At 35.8% G+C, this 14,513-nt stretch carries 18 protein-coding genes and 1 pseudogene; 3 read left to right on the top strand and 16 right to left on the bottom strand.

Going from position 1 to position 14,513, the window contains the following annotated elements; genetic code table 11:
• Positions 1-903: 903 nt before the first annotated feature.
• The 6 genes from F7731_RS26685 to F7731_RS25575 form a co-directional block, all read right to left on the bottom strand.
• Positions 904-1,053, bottom strand: coding sequence for a hypothetical protein (locus F7731_RS26685; protein WP_170289805.1), 150 nt, complete (start codon positions 1,051-1,053; stop codon positions 904-906).
• Positions 1,054-1,770: 717 nt separating this feature from the next.
• On the bottom strand, positions 1,771-2,301 hold the full coding sequence (locus F7731_RS25555; RefSeq protein ID WP_151537581.1) for a GNAT family N-acetyltransferase: 531 nt from the start codon (positions 2,299-2,301) through the stop codon (positions 1,771-1,773).
• Between the two features lie 488 nt (positions 2,302-2,789).
• Complete coding sequence (locus F7731_RS25560) at positions 2,790-3,092, bottom strand: hypothetical protein (RefSeq protein WP_151537582.1); 303 nt, start codon at positions 3,090-3,092, stop codon at positions 2,790-2,792.
• A gap of 203 nt (positions 3,093-3,295) precedes the next feature.
• Positions 3,296-3,748, bottom strand: a complete 453-nt coding sequence (locus F7731_RS25565; RefSeq protein ID WP_151537608.1) for a GNAT family N-acetyltransferase — start codon at positions 3,746-3,748, stop codon at positions 3,296-3,298.
• A gap of 205 nt (positions 3,749-3,953) precedes the next feature.
• Entirely contained in the window at positions 3,954-4,406 is a 453-nt protein-coding gene (locus F7731_RS27005; protein ID WP_246197464.1) for a hypothetical protein, read from the bottom strand.
• Between the two features lie 332 nt (positions 4,407-4,738).
• Positions 4,739-5,269: a GNAT family N-acetyltransferase gene (locus F7731_RS25575; protein ID WP_425482043.1), complete on the bottom strand. Its 531-nt coding sequence runs from the start codon at positions 5,267-5,269 to the stop codon at positions 4,739-4,741.
• 267 nt (positions 5,270-5,536) lie between these two features.
• On the opposite strand from F7731_RS25575, the gene F7731_RS25580 reads away from it, so the two are divergent.
• Positions 5,537-6,289, top strand: a complete 753-nt coding sequence (locus tag F7731_RS25580) for a ZinT family metal-binding protein (RefSeq protein WP_151537584.1) — start codon at positions 5,537-5,539, stop codon at positions 6,287-6,289.
• Between the two features lie 177 nt (positions 6,290-6,466).
• Here F7731_RS25580 and F7731_RS25585 read toward each other — a convergent pair whose 3' ends face one another.
• The 10 genes and pseudogenes from F7731_RS25585 to F7731_RS25625 form a co-directional block, all read right to left on the bottom strand.
• Positions 6,467-7,357 carry an IS3 family transposase gene (locus tag F7731_RS25585; RefSeq protein ID WP_281352612.1) on the bottom strand — a complete coding sequence of 297 codons (891 nt, stop codon included), beginning with the start codon at positions 7,355-7,357 and terminating at the stop codon, positions 6,467-6,469.
• Between the two features lie 53 nt (positions 7,358-7,410).
• Positions 7,411-7,644, bottom strand: coding sequence for a helix-turn-helix domain-containing protein (locus F7731_RS25590; RefSeq protein WP_151537586.1), 234 nt, complete (start codon positions 7,642-7,644; stop codon positions 7,411-7,413).
• A gap of 139 nt (positions 7,645-7,783) precedes the next feature.
• Positions 7,784-7,948, bottom strand: a complete 165-nt coding sequence (locus F7731_RS26690) for a hypothetical protein (RefSeq protein ID WP_170289806.1) — start codon at positions 7,946-7,948, stop codon at positions 7,784-7,786.
• Between the two features lie 186 nt (positions 7,949-8,134).
• Positions 8,135-9,457, bottom strand: a complete 1,323-nt coding sequence (locus F7731_RS25595; RefSeq protein WP_151537587.1) for an MFS transporter — start codon at positions 9,455-9,457, stop codon at positions 8,135-8,137.
• A gap of 375 nt (positions 9,458-9,832) precedes the next feature.
• Positions 9,833-9,949 (bottom strand): annotated as a pseudogene (locus F7731_RS25600) (putative protein N(5)-glutamine methyltransferase); the annotation flags it as partial.
• 364 nt (positions 9,950-10,313) lie between these two features.
• Positions 10,314-11,195: an aminoglycoside phosphotransferase family protein gene (locus F7731_RS25605; protein WP_151537588.1), complete on the bottom strand. Its 882-nt coding sequence runs from the start codon at positions 11,193-11,195 to the stop codon at positions 10,314-10,316.
• A gap of 401 nt (positions 11,196-11,596) precedes the next feature.
• A complete protein-coding gene (locus tag F7731_RS25610) occupies positions 11,597-11,917 on the bottom strand; it encodes a DUF4190 domain-containing protein (RefSeq protein ID WP_151537589.1) in 321 nt (106 codons plus the stop codon).
• 138 nt (positions 11,918-12,055) lie between these two features.
• Positions 12,056-12,193 (bottom strand): phosphotransferase-like protein, encoded by a 138-nt coding sequence (locus F7731_RS25615; RefSeq protein WP_343032878.1) that lies wholly within the window; start codon positions 12,191-12,193, stop codon positions 12,056-12,058.
• Between the two features lie 155 nt (positions 12,194-12,348).
• Positions 12,349-12,768 carry a hypothetical protein gene (locus tag F7731_RS25620; RefSeq protein ID WP_151537590.1) on the bottom strand — a complete coding sequence of 140 codons (420 nt, stop codon included), beginning with the start codon at positions 12,766-12,768 and terminating at the stop codon, positions 12,349-12,351.
• 182 nt (positions 12,769-12,950) lie between these two features.
• Positions 12,951-13,151 carry a hypothetical protein gene (locus F7731_RS25625; RefSeq protein WP_151537591.1) on the bottom strand — a complete coding sequence of 67 codons (201 nt, stop codon included), beginning with the start codon at positions 13,149-13,151 and terminating at the stop codon, positions 12,951-12,953.
• Between the two features lie 763 nt (positions 13,152-13,914).
• Between F7731_RS25625 and F7731_RS25630 the strand changes: the two genes are divergently transcribed.
• Both F7731_RS25630 and F7731_RS25635 read left to right on the top strand, forming a co-directional pair.
• Positions 13,915-14,115 carry a hypothetical protein gene (locus F7731_RS25630; protein ID WP_151537592.1) on the top strand — a complete coding sequence of 67 codons (201 nt, stop codon included), beginning with the start codon at positions 13,915-13,917 and terminating at the stop codon, positions 14,113-14,115.
• Positions 14,116-14,196: 81 nt separating this feature from the next.
• Positions 14,197-14,472: a hypothetical protein gene (locus tag F7731_RS25635; protein WP_151537593.1), complete on the top strand. Its 276-nt coding sequence runs from the start codon at positions 14,197-14,199 to the stop codon at positions 14,470-14,472.
• Positions 14,473-14,513 lie beyond the last annotated feature (41 nt).

Raw genomic sequence — 14,513 nt, forward strand, 5'->3', positions numbered from 1 at the left:
AGGATTTCTCCACCAGTTGCCTGTCAGTTACTGAGCGTCTTGGCACTTACTCAGGTTGGACTTTCACCAACTAGCAATTAACGGCTTGCTGGGCACGCCTTCAATAAGAAAAAGCCATTCTTCTTCTTGAAGAATAGCCCCCGTTAGCCATCCATGAAGCGCAAAATCAGCGCTTCACCACAGAGAATGAAAATTGACCTCTATGTCGATAATGTTTTATTAGCTGGCGAAGAAGGTCGTTGAACTATGGTGCCTTTGAGCCCATCCGTTAGTCTGACTCCGACGACCACGGTGTACCACCGACTGTCGCGCCCTTTATGGGTAGCACTTATGGGATATTAATCCTTTTTTGGTCATCGCGCTAGCATCTACCTAATTCGCTATGATTGGAGGTTTTTGTTTAACGATTTACCAAACTCAATCTGATCACTCATAAGGCTCAGCCTTTTTTTAAAAAGCGTTTTTACTGGGTCTATTTTGTTGTGGCTTTTTCTGGATTTTGAGCTTTTTTTATTTTCATGGGAGTTCATTAAGAAAAGGTTGCTTCAACAACCTCCCTTATTGATGTAAAGCACGTATTCCCTGACTTTCTTTGAGTGTGGGGTGTTGAGAAAGTATCTTGCTGAAAAGATCGAGACTTATCTTTTTATTCAGCTACCTAAGCCAAGTGAGTATCCAAATGTTTTAAAAATTTCTGCTGGAGATTACTGGTGTATCCAAAATAACGGCTAGTCTATTGATTCTGCTACTGAAATTTTTAGTGAGGAATGGATATCTGATGACGAGTTTTTTGTCACCGAATCTGAAATTTATGGGAATAATAAACTCTATCATCAATTGAAAAAAGAACTTCGAATAAGAAAAACATAGGGAGATTTTAGTCTTCCTATGTTTTCATTCATATTATTGATCTGTTTGTTTTTGCTTCTTTTTCAAATACTCCGCACGTATTTTTTCAAGTTGCTGCTTTTTATCAAATTTGGCGGGCTTGTGTTTTTCATGATACTTTGTCACAGCTACCTGACTTTTGGTATCCAATTGATATTTTCCCACTTTGTTCACCTACTTTTCTTGTCTTTAAAGAGAATCTATTCAACAAATATAATATACCTTATTTTACTGAAGTAAACCTTATTACTTTATTAGTGTACTGCTAACTTTGCATATATCAGTAAAAACATTAAAAACTTAGTAAAATAATTCATCGCCAAATGGTATTCATTTCATTGCTATAATCAAAATAAAATGCCTTGACACTCTGCATAAGCCTCAATAATTCTATTTCTTGTTTGTTCAGCTCTCTTCTAAAGGTCCAATTGTTCGGTAAATAAGGTTTAAAATATTAAAACAATCTAAGTCTACTCCATCTTTTAAATGGTTCTTAATGCTAATAACCATTACGTTCTCGATGATTTCAAATTTAGGTTTCTGAGGGGAAATATTGTTTTTTTTTGCAAAGTCTTTTTACTACTTGTTTAAAAAAATCTACATCCCCAATATTTTTCTCCAAAAAATCACACCTTGTTATTAACTTTTTTATTCTATCTATCTTAATCCAAATATTACCTTATTCAACTAACCTGCCCCTTTAGTTTAAGTACATTTCTTCACAACCTCACATAAATATTCAGTTTTGTTTAAAGTCTTATTCCATTAAATGGCCCTTTAACTGAAGATGATTTAACAGTATTAAGAACCTTTTGTAATATCCTTGATCAATGACGTACCAATTACATTTCAGAAGCTTTCTTTCTCTATGTTTCCTTTAAGTTAGTAGAGAAAGTTATCTTCTATTATTGTTTTGGTATTGTTCTCCCAGTCTTCTCTTATCATTGCATACCCAACAGAATCAAATAATTGTCCGCTTTGTCTCCAGGATCTACGGTTATAAGATTCTTTTACAAATCCGCTATTAAAGAACGTTTTTCTCATCGCAAAATTATCATATCTGGTATGACCTTCGATTCTAATTATATGAGTGTATTTATTAAATACATAAGTACTTAACCAATTAAGAATATGCTTTGCTATTCCTTTGCCTCTAAACTTTTCTTTCAATCGCAAATCGAATAAACATATGGGATCTTCTAAATCAAAAATTCTTATTAAACCAATCTTTGTATGATTATCCATGATCCAGAATGTTTGGTTCCCGTTTTCATTATAATTCCCATTGGCTAAATTTTCTCTTATAGACTCCTCAGTAGGATTCTCCTGTCCATGAAAACTCCAGGTTTCTGATGTTAAAAATTCTACTAATTCATCAGCCATTTTATTTTCAAACTCTAAATATGTGTACATCATTCTCCCCCTTGAATGGCTACCTTCAATTAATTAAATCCACATATATGAAGTTATTTCACCTATATTATAACGTTTCCTTACTAAATCAACCTTCATCAATTAGTTTAAGTGAAATCTTGACAATTTTAATGATAAATTCAAACTCGAATATTCTAATTGACTAAAAGTTCTTCAACAATCTGGCCCTTTTCATGAAGAAAGACACTTTCCTTATTTCAGAAAAGCGCCCTATAATTGAATAACGGTCATTTTTGCTATTTATGTGAACCAGATCATTTTATTGTTATTGCATACGTCACACCATCAAGTTCCAATTCCACTTTGTTGTCCCAGTTTAAAAATTCTTCACAAGTTATTAAGAGTTTATTTTCATGCCAATTATGAAATTTTATTCTATCCATTTTTATTGGACTATCCAGTGGTACTTTCTTATTTAATGTTGAGTATATGATTTCAATTTCATAATTATCAGCTACTATAAACTCTCATGAAGGACTAACTGTTATGTGTTGGTATTGAGGTTGGTCTTCATATTCAATTAATTCTCCATTATTAGCGTTAAGTCTAAATAAATAATCAGAAGTTAGGACAAGAACGGCATCATATTTACTTGATACAGCAACACCTTTAGGAAAGCCTCTAAAATTCCCATACCATTCAGTTGAATTTTCGTTGGTGAATTTTATCCAACTCCAGCTTTGAGAATTCCAAGGACTTGAAATATCATAAACCCTTTCTATGTATTCTCCTGAATAAGGTTGATTTATTATCTCTGCTTTGACTATCATATTTATCCTCCAATAATGGTACTTCTTCTACGATCCTGCCCGATTGTTTAAGTATATCTTTCACAAACACCATACTATCATTACCATAAGTATTCAATTTTTCTTGATATTCTTCCTCCATTAAATGGCCATTTAATGGCAAAAGCACTTTCCTTATTAAAGAAAAGTGCCCGTTAGTGGAACAAGGGGCACTTTTGTTAAGCCTATAAATCTTGAGATAAGCGAATCATATCTCTACACTGTATACCATTCTTAAAAATTTCTTCTGGATAATGCTTAATAAAAAAGTCCATATCAACACCAATAATTCTAAAACCACATTTTTGATATAGATGCAATTGTCCTATACTTGAATTTCCGGTACCAATTTCAATTGTTTTATAACCTTTTGTCTTGGCTACACGTATTGCATCCATCACTAACTGTGTCCCTATACCTCTACCATGCTGCTCCTCTAAGACTGCAACATTCACCAACTCCACTGTCTCAGGTCTTGTTGGAAGTAATACATAAACTCCAATGAGTTGCTGCTCACTTTCGGCTACGAAACATTCACCCCTTTTGATATACTCCTCAACAATATCTTCTGAAGGATCAGCCAATAACAATAATTCCATTGGAACTTTTTCACCTATGTTTAGTTTTCTAATATTCATTCCTATTTTCCCTCGTTCGCTCAATAAACCTAACTCCATTAAATGGCCCTTTTCGTGAAGAAAAAAAATGATCCTCTTCAATCTGGCCGTCTTATCATAAAAAAAGGCGAAAATCCTTATTCCGGATATGCGCTCGATTGCGGAAAATATTTGCATGCCTTATTGAACAAAAGCTCCCGCTAACTTACTAAGGAATCGTATAAATTCACCTTGATTTTTTTTCTTCCCAAACTTTCATTAAGTTTTTGTGATATTCCTTTGGCTTTTCGATTAAAATCCAATCAATTGAATGTGCAGTTGTTGGCATCCATTTCTTTCGACGGATTCTAATTTTTTCGTGATTTGTATAGTGTGGATAAATCACTGTGGATTTCATACCTCTTACATTGTAATATTTAATATTTTCTATCTCATTCCATAACACCTTATTACCTTTTAAGTCGATTAAAACGCCTTCATCATCCCAATAAAATCCTTTACCTTCACTTCTTTTTAGCCAAAGGTATATTGAATATCCTACCGTAAAAATTGAAAATATCAAACCTAATATAGACACAATTGGGGCAGCCATTAAAGCCATAATGAACCCAAAACACAATAATATTCCAAAGATCATAAAACTCAATATTAATAACAGAGATATTTTATACAATCTCACTTGTTCCAAGTGAAACAACACCTTTTTAGATTTGATTTGTTGTTATTTTATCAGATTTTCTTAATTAACTAAATGCACCGTTAGTTTAAGCACAAACCTTTACAACCTCTTCTAAGCAATAACAATGACATCTTATTTTCTTGAAAGGTTTTGTTCCACAATCTGACCCTATAATGAAAATAAGCGCTGTTCCTTTTTTACAGAAAAGCGCCCGATTGTTGAAGATCATAAGTACATGTCTTATTAAACTAACGCACCCATTTGATTAGTCCCAAGAAAAAAACTACATATAGGAGTACTCCGTTTGATAAAAAAGTTGGACGAAAAAAAGTTTAAACCAGTTTATACATAAGTATATCATCTACATATAAGTCATCACTAAACTTAACTTCTTTAATTTTACGTCCTTCTTCAACAAATCCCATACTTTTGTACAATTCGATAGCTCGTTGATTTGTTGATAAAACACCTAAACTAACTTTCTCTATTAAAGGGTTACATTCCGCCCAGTTTAAAAGTTCTTTTATCAGCAGTTTACCAATGCCTTGATCACGGTACTCTATTTTTACCATTGCCGTAAATGAACCAGTGTGAGAAAGCCTTTTAGTACTTTTTGAGCGAAAAACAATCAAACCGACAATCTGTCCTTTGCTTTCTGCCACGATTAGCTTTTCTCTTTCATTCTTTAAGATTTTCTCAATCCAGTTTCTTATTTGCTTCGATGTTTCTTCATACTCTTCTATTATCGAAATCATAAATTCACTTTCTGAAAGAACTTCCTTTTGAAGTTCTAACACAGCTTCTGCATCATTTATGTTTCCTTTTCTTAGGGATACTCGGATATTTCTTTTCGTCATATTTATCCTCCCTTTACCTTTGCATATCTTGATAATAATTCTACAAATATAAATGAACTCCTTCTTACACAAACTGCCCCGTTACTTTAAGTACAAAGTTTCACAAACTCGCCAAAACTTTCACCTAGATATCTAGGTGTTATTCAACAATCTGGCCGATTGCAAAATGATATAAAATCCGGATAAATCGGTACATTTTCCCTTGACGTTCAAAAAAGGGGTCTGTATAATTTTAAATCGTAACAGTTACGATTTAAAAAAGGAGTGTTATAAATGAAGATTTCATTTGCAAAAGGGGTAAGCATATTAGCTATAAGTTCACTACTAGCAGGGTGTCAGACTTCAGGTTCATCCGAAAGCGAATCTGTTAATGTAACAGCATCATCTTCATCAGTTGTAGAAGGCTCTTCTGAAACGCAGGAGCAAACATCTGAAAGTCACACACATGAAAGTGAACACGATCATAGTCATGCACATGATGAAGAAACAGAACGAATTTATAAAGGCTATTTTGAAGACAGCCAAGTGAAGGATCGGCCACTCTCCGATTGGGAAGGAGACTGGCAATCTGTATATCCATATTTACAAGATGGTACGCTTAACGAGGTATTTGCTTATAAAGCGAAACATAAAGGTGATATGACTGCTGAAAAATATAAGGAGTATTATAATGAAGGGTATCAAACAGATGTTGACCGTATTGTGATTCAAGAGGATACTGTAACGTTCTTCAAAAATGGAAATGAATATTCTGGTGAGTATTTCTATGATGGGTACGAAATATTAACATATGATGCCGGAAATAGAGGAGTAAGATACATATTTAAATTAGCAGAAGAAGCTAAAGGACTTCCTGATTATATTCAATTTAGTGATCACAGAATCTATCCGAATGAAGCTGATCACTACCACCTGTATTGGGGTGACGACCGTAAAGCTTTATTGAAGGAAGTCCTACACTGGCCTACCTACTATCCATCAGAAATGGATGGACATGATATTGCCCATGAGATGATGGCGCATTGAATTAGGAGTCATGATGATTATTACATTTCCAATGTATTTATGATTCAAAAGTTATAAATCCCTATTTACAGTTAAATATTGTTGGATACCCTCAATTTACACTGTAATATTGCCATAAGAAAAGCACCTCCAATTGTGATCTGACCCCTGTCAAGTAGACACAAAAAATAAGCGCAGTTAAGAAACCTGGCTTCTATATTCGATAGGAGTCAGGTTGTTTAGTTTGTTTTGGAACCTTTCGTAGTTATAAAAGTGAATGTAGTCTTTAATTGCCCTTCGAACTTCTTTTGAACTTTTAAACGTATAAAGGTTAAAACATTCTGTTTTTAAATGACTGAAAAAACTTTCCATACTGGCGTTATCCCAACAGTTTCCCTTTCTAGACATACTAGCTTTCATTTTATATTTTATGAGTAGCTGTTTATAGTTATGGGACGTGTATTGGTATCCTTGATCACTATGAAGGAGGGTTCCTTTTACATTCCTTCCTTTTATGGCTTTTTTAAACGTATCCAAGACTAGTTTATAATCATTGCGCCTACTAATTCGGTAGGCAACAACTTCATTATTATATAGGTCGTTGATGGCAGACAAATACAGTTTCTGTCCATTAAAAATGAGATACGTAATATCAGTTACCCACTTTTCATTAGGGCGAGAAGCGTAAAAGTCTCTATTTAAATAATTATTCGAAATAAGATAAGGTTCTTTCTTATCGTAATAAATTCGTTTCTTCCTGATAATAAATTTAATACCTAGCTCACTTAGTAACCGTTGAACTTTTTTGTGATTTACGTGAATATCATAGGTCCTCTTTAACCACATTTGTATTCTTCTATAGCCATAGATTCCCTTATATTTCTGATGGCACTCCATTATTTTCTGCTTTAGTCTCTTATCCTCTAGCTCCTTTTCCGAAGGGAATGCTTTACGCTTTACCCACTTGTAGTATCCACTTCTTGATACCTTAGCTAGATAACAAAGTAGCTGTATGGAATGAGCTTGTTTTGATAAATCATTAATGATTTGAAATAGAATACTAGGTTTTAGATCCATTCCCCCTTTCACATCTTTAAAAGCTTTTTTAACAGTTCATTCTCAGCTTCTAATCGCTTTATTTTCTATTGCCTATTTTCAAAGGTAGATGAAGAGACTCTACTAGACCCACTTTTTCTGCCGCGTTTTTCTCTAAGACCAACCATCCCATCTTCACTAAACTGTTTAACCCATCGTTGTATGTTTTTTCGATGAGTGTTTAATTCTCTGGAAACAGCTGCAAAATTCTTCTTTTGATGATATAAATCCACTGCTTTTTTCTTAAATGATATATCATAAGTTTCTGCTTTTTTCTCCATAAAAAAATACCCCCTCCTAGTAGACAGATTAATGCGCTTTTTTAAACGTGTCTACTATAAGGGGAGCATACCAGCACTGGAAATGCGCCCAAATTTCATAAGAAAGATAATTACGTTTTAAAAGGCAAAGTAAACATCGCTATTGATTTTTTTTAGATTTTTTAATGGCAAAGCCCCAACCAAATATGCCACCTGCAGCAATTCCAAATATAATCTTTGAAGCCATATTGTCAAACAAAAGAAAACCAACGATTGTCATCATTACAATAAATATAAAAAACCAATACCAATTTACTTTCCTCATTTACTCCACCTCCTCCTTAATAAAACTCAATACACTTTATGATTTTTGCATAACTTTATTCAGCAATATGGCCCTTTTCATGAAGAAAGACGCTCTCCTTATTTGAGAAAAGCGTCCTTTAGCTGAATTAAGGTTAATTTACATTTTTCTAAAGAATGCTGGATAAAAAAGCTATGCACGAAAGTTCTAAGAAATATTCGTATCAATCGGCGATTCTGTTTTCCCTATTGATACATTTTTTCTGGTAGTAAGTACGAGCAGACTCGTAATGACTAAACAAAGGCTTAGGAAGAATAGTCCGAATTTCATCTCGCCCGTTACCTCATTTAAATACCCGAGCAAATATGGACCAACAAATCCTCCAAGATTCCCTATCGAGTTAATCAGCGCAATCCCCACAGCAGCCGATGCCTCTGCCAAAAAAAGCGCGGGCAGTGCCCAGAACGGACCGAAAAAGCTGTATATACCGATAACCGCTATGCACATCATAAAAACAGAAAGATATGGATTGGTAGTCATCCCAGCACCAATCAACCCTATTGCGCCTAATATAGGAGGCAGTCCAGTATGCCACTTCCGCTCTCCTGTGCGGTCTGAGCGTTTTGCCCACCAAATCATAAAGATTCCACCAGCGATGTAGGGCAACATCGTAATAAGTCCAACTTGAGTGTTTGACAGCGTCGAAGATAGTGACTTAACGATTGTCGGCATCCAGAAGCCAATGCCGTACAAGCCGATTACAAGCGAAAAATAAATGAAAGATAATCTCCAAACTCGTGGATTAGCGAGCACCTCACGTGTCGTGTAACGTTTAATGCCAGCCTTTTCTTCATTTTCACGTTTAATTTCTTCAATTAGCCACGTCTTTTCTTCAGTAGAAAGCCACTTTGCTTCTTCAGGGCGATCCGTTAAATAAAAATACGTTACAATTCCAAGTACGACAGCAGGAATCCCTTCAAGAATAAACATCCAGCGCCATCCCTGCATGCCGGCCCACTGAATGTTATCCATAATCCAGGTGGACAGCGGAGCCCCGATAATATTGGAAGCCGCAAGCGCTGTCATAAATAGCGCTACTGCCTTGGCTTGATCCTTTGCCCGGAACCAATAGGTAATATACAAAATCACTCCCGGAAAAAATCCTGCCTCCGCCACACCTAGGAGAAAACGAAGAATATATAAGTGCGTGGTATTTTGTACCCATGCAGTCAAAATGACGACCAATCCCCAGCTCAAAATAATGCGGGCAATCCACTTCCTCGCACCCACCCGGTGCAAAACTATATTACTTGGTACCTCAAAAAGGAAATATCCGAAGAAAAAAATACCTGAAACCAATCCGAAGGTGGAACTGGCGATTGCCAGGTCTTTGTTCATATCAAGCGCCGCATAACCTAGGTTAACGCGATCAAGAAACGCCACAATGTACAACAAAAAAATAAACGGAATAACCCTCCAAAAAACCTTACGGGACGTTCGCTCTCCAATTGATACAGAATAATGATCCATAAAAAACTCCCTTTCCCCTTGTTATTTATCATTTTCAAAAAATAAGAACCCTGTATTCTAATTCTTATTCTACTTAGTCAATTTTTTTCGTATGTTGTACAACTTTTTTACACTATTCAGTTTCTTATATAAACAAGCAGAATAAATTTAAAAATTGAATAGATAAAAATTCTGTAGTTCTGTAATTCTTTAAAATAAGGAATTATGAAATTGAATCGAGTAAAAACAATAAAAAACTTTTTCCTTTTAGGAGAAGTTTGATATGAAGCGGAAGTGTAATCATTATGGTTATTCCATCACTTGGAACACTTTCGATATCAAACTTTCCGTTCATGGTTTGGACTTTTTTCAATACAACCATTGACCTAAGTCCATTATAAGGTCCTCTGGAGTTAGTGCCTCTGAAATAAGTAACCGGGTCTCATCTTCTGCGAAAACACAACCGGCTCTGCGAAGCTTGTTAACTATACATTTTTCCGTTTTATTATTCAAAAGGAAATTTGTTTTATTTTCTATGTTATCTCCCCACTTTTGATAAAGTTTGTTTGTAATTAAGAATTCGTAAAAAATAGCCATTATCCTTCTTCAATAATCTGGCCCTTTTCATGAAGAAAGACGCTTTCCTTATTTCAGAAAAGCGCCCGATTGTTGAATATTGTTATTGAAGTAAAGCACCCCATTAGTTTAATAAGAACAACGACGCTTCTTCAACAATCGCGCCCTTTAATGGCATAACTAAGATATGTCTCAATTCCGAAATCACTGAATTGTTCTTAAACTAACGCCCCTCATATGTTCAAGGAGCTTCCATTTCGGTGTTGAACAAGGAGGGGGTTGGCACTCCTCCAGTTGCGTGTCAATTAAAACAATCGTCTCTCAGCACTAGGTCTAGCCAGGCTTTCGCCTCATTGTACAAAATCGGATTGTTTTGCGGCGTGTAGTAAGCGAGGATTGCGACTGCCTGTGATACGACCCATCCGCGGGCCCTTGCCCATGTAGCGTCGTCCATCGGGAGAGCCTTACGGAACGCATCGCGTGCCACAGGCGAATGCAACTTCCATGCGACCATCACATCGCACGCAGGATCGCCAATGCCCATTGTTTCCCAATCAATCACACCGCTGATACGCTTATCTCGTACAAGCCAGTTACGTACATCTAGATCGCCGTGATGCCAAACAGGAGGGCCGTTCCACCGAGGCGCAGCAAGAGCCGACTCCCACACAGCAGACACCGCTGGGTCGCCATCGAATCGTGCCAACCAGTATCGGAAGTCCTCATCCCTTTGGGCCAAAGGAATGCCGCGTCCTAACGGCCCTCCCGATGAATCGACTTGTTGCAGCGCTGCGACGAACGATGCGAGATCACGCGCTGCCTGAACCTCGTCAATCGCCTCTATCGGCACCGTCTCGCCCTGAAGCCACGTATGTACCTCCCAAAACCATGGATATTCATTATTGGGACGCCCCTGAGCTATAGGCACAGGGATTTCAAGCGGAACCAAGGGTGCGAGTTTTGGAAGCCATGTGAGCTCGCGACCTCCCGGTGTCGTCGGTCCTGCCCTCCGTGCGAGCCGAACGGAATATTCGTCGCCAAGTCGGAAAATGGCGTGTACTGTTCCAACTGGCTCGACCCGCGACAGGGGCAGTTCTGCCCAGTGGGGGAACTGATCGACAAGCAAACGACGCACGAGTCGCTCGTCAATTTCTAATTCGTCAACGTGCATTTTCTCGCCCATCGAAATATCCCCCCTCGGTTGCTGTGACGTAAAATTTGCGATCGCCACGTCTAGCACAAATGTCCTGACATTTCCATCTAGTTAAATGCATTACATTGTATCCCCCTCGTGTCATTAGATGTTACACCTTAGTTTTTGGTGGAATCTTATGGAGCATTGCTACCCATCAAGAACATTCGTTCGCAATCTCGTATCAAATTTTAGATGAATCCAACTTCGTTGGAAGTCTTATTCCACTATTTGGCCCGATTGTTGAACACAAGTTAAACATCATTGTTGAATTAACCTGCCAGTTACTTTAAGTACAAAGTTTCACAAACTCTCCTAAACTTTCACTTAGATATCTAGGTGTTTTTTTCAACAATCTGGCCCTTTTCATGAAGAAAGACGCTTTCCTTATTTCAGAAAAGCGCCCGATTGCTTAACATTTGGAGAAATCTGTAAAAGCCGAACGAAGTACTAGCGGTAGATAGTAAGAAGAAGGGGATTAACCCCAAAAACATAAAGATCTGAATGACCAATCCAACAATACTGCAAATTAAGCCCAAGGTTGCCAACCCTCTACCATTCTCATTTGTTTTTTCAATTTGTTTTACAGCCTTTCTCGAAAACGCTATTCCGACAATACCCAGGATTAAACCAATAAAAGGTATTAATAAGGACAGAATGCCAACAGTTAAAGAAATTACCGAATTACTATTCGTCCGGTTTTTTTCAGACATTTACAACCTCTCCCCCTGATAAGTAATAACAGGTATTTATTTATCTTTAAAAACAGTTCCCTAGGAATTTTAAACAATCTTGGCCCTTTTACGGAGATCAAAAAGCAAATGGACTATTTGTTTTTCAAATTAATCATTTCAATCGTCGATACTAAACCTTAACCATGGCCTTGGCAATAAATTCTGGAGACACTTTGCGATAGTAGATTTCCCGGAACTCGATCCACCATTCAGAATAATTAAGTCTACCATAACTTTAACCTCTCTTTTGAACATAAGCTAAGGGCTTCTTAAATCACTATTCTGCCTTTTAAATAATTATGTCAAATTACCATCACTTTCACAAAGAGTTATGCCACAATCTGGCCCTTTTCATGAAGAAAGACGCTTTCCTTATTTTAGTAATGCGCCCGATTGCTGCACTAACTCTATTAAACTCCAATCCCTCCAAAATGGGTTTCCTCACCATTCTTAAAAACTTTCAGGTACTCATAGTCCCCTTTGAAATTGATTTTGTATAACTTATATGTGCCTGCTCCCCTCCCAGAAATAGAAATATCGTTCAGGAAAATGTTAATCGAATTTTCGTCCGTTTTGATATCTATATCTCCAAAACCTCTTCCATCATCCAAAAAATCTTGATTAAGATACAGATAGCGTTGATTTTTAGAATCGTTGTATATATAAATACCAGTTTCTATACCTTTTTTATCATTTTCTACATTCTCAATAAAACTTTTCACATTATCATTTACGTTTTCTAAATTAATTTCTGAAATGGTTACTTTATTTCCACCGCATCCAGTTAGAATGCCGCAAACCATTAAAATTAGTAATAATATTCGCTTCAAATTTCTCCAACTCCTTTGTTTGTTTTACCGCAACCTTTTCACAAAATGGCCCTATAATGCAAATAAACGCCGAACCTTGTTACAGAAAAGCGCCCTTTAATAGAATAACTAGAATATAATATCAATCATAAAATCACTTATTCCATCTTTCACTAAAGCACCCGTTAGTAAAAAAAAATAAATCACATTTTCTTCTTAATTAAATCTATCAGATAGTAAATTTGAGCAATTAAAAATGAAATTAAAACGATAATTATTGTTCCTACTGCATGAACTGCTTCCTCTGCGGGATTCCCCCCATTCATATACACAGGAGCAAATATAAAAAATAGGATTACACTTACGAATATAACTAAGAAAAAAACACTAATATATTTTTGCATATAACTTCCACCGACCTTAACTTTTAAAATAATGGGAACTATCGCCTTTTATAACATTATGTTGATAATACAAAGAGCAAGATAGCTATACTAAAATATCCTAAGAAGCGTTCTTTATCCTTCAACTTCTTTTCAATTAAAAAATATAATATAAGTGCGACCATAACCGAAGCAAATAGATTTACATACAATAATCTAACTCCCCCTTCCTTAAAATTAAAACAATTATTCAGCTATCCTGCACGTTAGTGGAATAAGAAAAAGGCTCCCCAAGCCCCGCTGTTCAACTAAAGCACCCGTTTGAAAAATAAATCTCCATCATCTTTGCAACCAGATCTCTCAGAAAAACGATTAATAAGGATTTGGTAATGTGTTTTCTATAGTTTATGATAAAAGACTTAGATGTCCTTTTTCTTCTTTTTGTTGACATAAAATTCAATGATAATGACAGGAAGAACTATCAAAACGAAAAGGATACTAAATACAATATTATACTCTTGTTCAATTGGTATAAGAGTTTTGATTAACAAAAGTAAAACTGCAATAATACAAATTATTTTCGCATTCTTAGCAATAAACTCCATTTTAATCCCCTATTCTAAGTTTAGATTTATTATTTAGTTTCAAATAATATTTCTATGATGATAAGTGCAAATCCTTCCTGAACTATCCTGCCAGTTACTTTAATAAGAAAGGCCGCCTAAATTTCTTGAGCTAAAACAAACAATTTCTTCCCTAACTACTCTAAAAAAATGGTAAAATAATGTTAGTTTTTCATCGAACGGAGGGAATTAACCTGGGAGACCCCAATGTACTTTTAACAGCAATTATTACGATTAGCGCCGGACAAGGGAAAATCAGTGAATATCAGCAAGAGATTAAAAGAATAAATGAAAAAATTGATGAACAAAATAAAGAGCTGAATGAAATAGATCTTAAGTGGTTTAGCCAAAAAGCTTTTTGAAACAATGACTTCCATACAACCCCACTTAGCGAGTTAGTAGAAGATGAATTCATTAATATTGGTAAACGAACAGAAGAAGAATTGAAACCTATTTATGAGGATATCGTCAAAAGAAGAGAGAAATTTTTTGAAGGCGCTCATAAGATGGACTCAAAAGTAAAAGATGTATTAAGTAATATAAAACTATCAGACTTAAACCTCCCTTTTTCCACTCCTAAGAAAACTGAAGAGGAATTGGAAAAAGAAAAAGAGCAAAAACGCGCTGCTGAAAGGATTAATTACCATACTTCTCGAAAGCTACATCTTGATGTAATAAAAGAATTAGAAAAGGAAAAAAAATACTGGAATGAAAAGTAGAGGATAATCAATTATTACTGAAACACATAGGGAAACCTCGA

The organism is Cytobacillus depressus, from assembly GCF_008923245.1.
Lineage (GTDB): Bacteria > Bacillota > Bacilli > Bacillales > Cytobacillaceae > Cytobacillus > Cytobacillus depressus.

Bases quoted from the DNA above. Each gene is read 5' to 3' on its own strand.
- F7731_RS25610 (WP_151537589.1), bottom strand. From the start codon at position 11,917: ATGTCTGAAAAAAACCGGACGAATAGTAATTCGGTAATTTCTTTAACT.
- F7731_RS25630 (WP_151537592.1), top strand. From the start codon at position 13,915: ATGTTAGTTTTTCATCGAACGGAGGGAATTAACCTGGGAGACCCCAAT.
- F7731_RS25595 (WP_151537587.1), bottom strand. From the start codon at position 9,457: ATGGATCATTATTCTGTATCAATTGGAGAGCGAACGTCCCGTAAGGTT.
- F7731_RS25565 (WP_151537608.1), bottom strand. From the start codon at position 3,748: ATGAATATTAGAAAACTAAACATAGGTGAAAAAGTTCCAATGGAATTA.
- F7731_RS25555 (WP_151537581.1), bottom strand. From the start codon at position 2,301: ATGTACACATATTTAGAGTTTGAAAATAAAATGGCTGATGAATTAGTA.
- F7731_RS26690 (WP_170289806.1), bottom strand. From the start codon at position 7,948: ATGAGGAAAGTAAATTGGTATTGGTTTTTTATATTTATTGTAATGATG.
- F7731_RS25560 (WP_151537582.1), bottom strand. From the start codon at position 3,092: ATGATAGTCAAAGCAGAGATAATAAATCAACCTTATTCAGGAGAATAC.
- F7731_RS25590 (WP_151537586.1), bottom strand. From the start codon at position 7,644: ATGGAGAAAAAAGCAGAAACTTATGATATATCATTTAAGAAAAAAGCA.
- F7731_RS25605 (WP_151537588.1), bottom strand. From the start codon at position 11,195: ATGGGCGAGAAAATGCACGTTGACGAATTAGAAATTGACGAGCGACTC.
- F7731_RS25625 (WP_151537591.1), bottom strand. From the start codon at position 13,151: ATGCAAAAATATATTAGTGTTTTTTTCTTAGTTATATTCGTAAGTGTA.
- F7731_RS25580 (WP_151537584.1), top strand. From the start codon at position 5,537: ATGAAGATTTCATTTGCAAAAGGGGTAAGCATATTAGCTATAAGTTCA.
- F7731_RS25615 (WP_343032878.1), bottom strand. From the start codon at position 12,193: ATGTTCAAAAGAGAGGTTAAAGTTATGGTAGACTTAATTATTCTGAAT.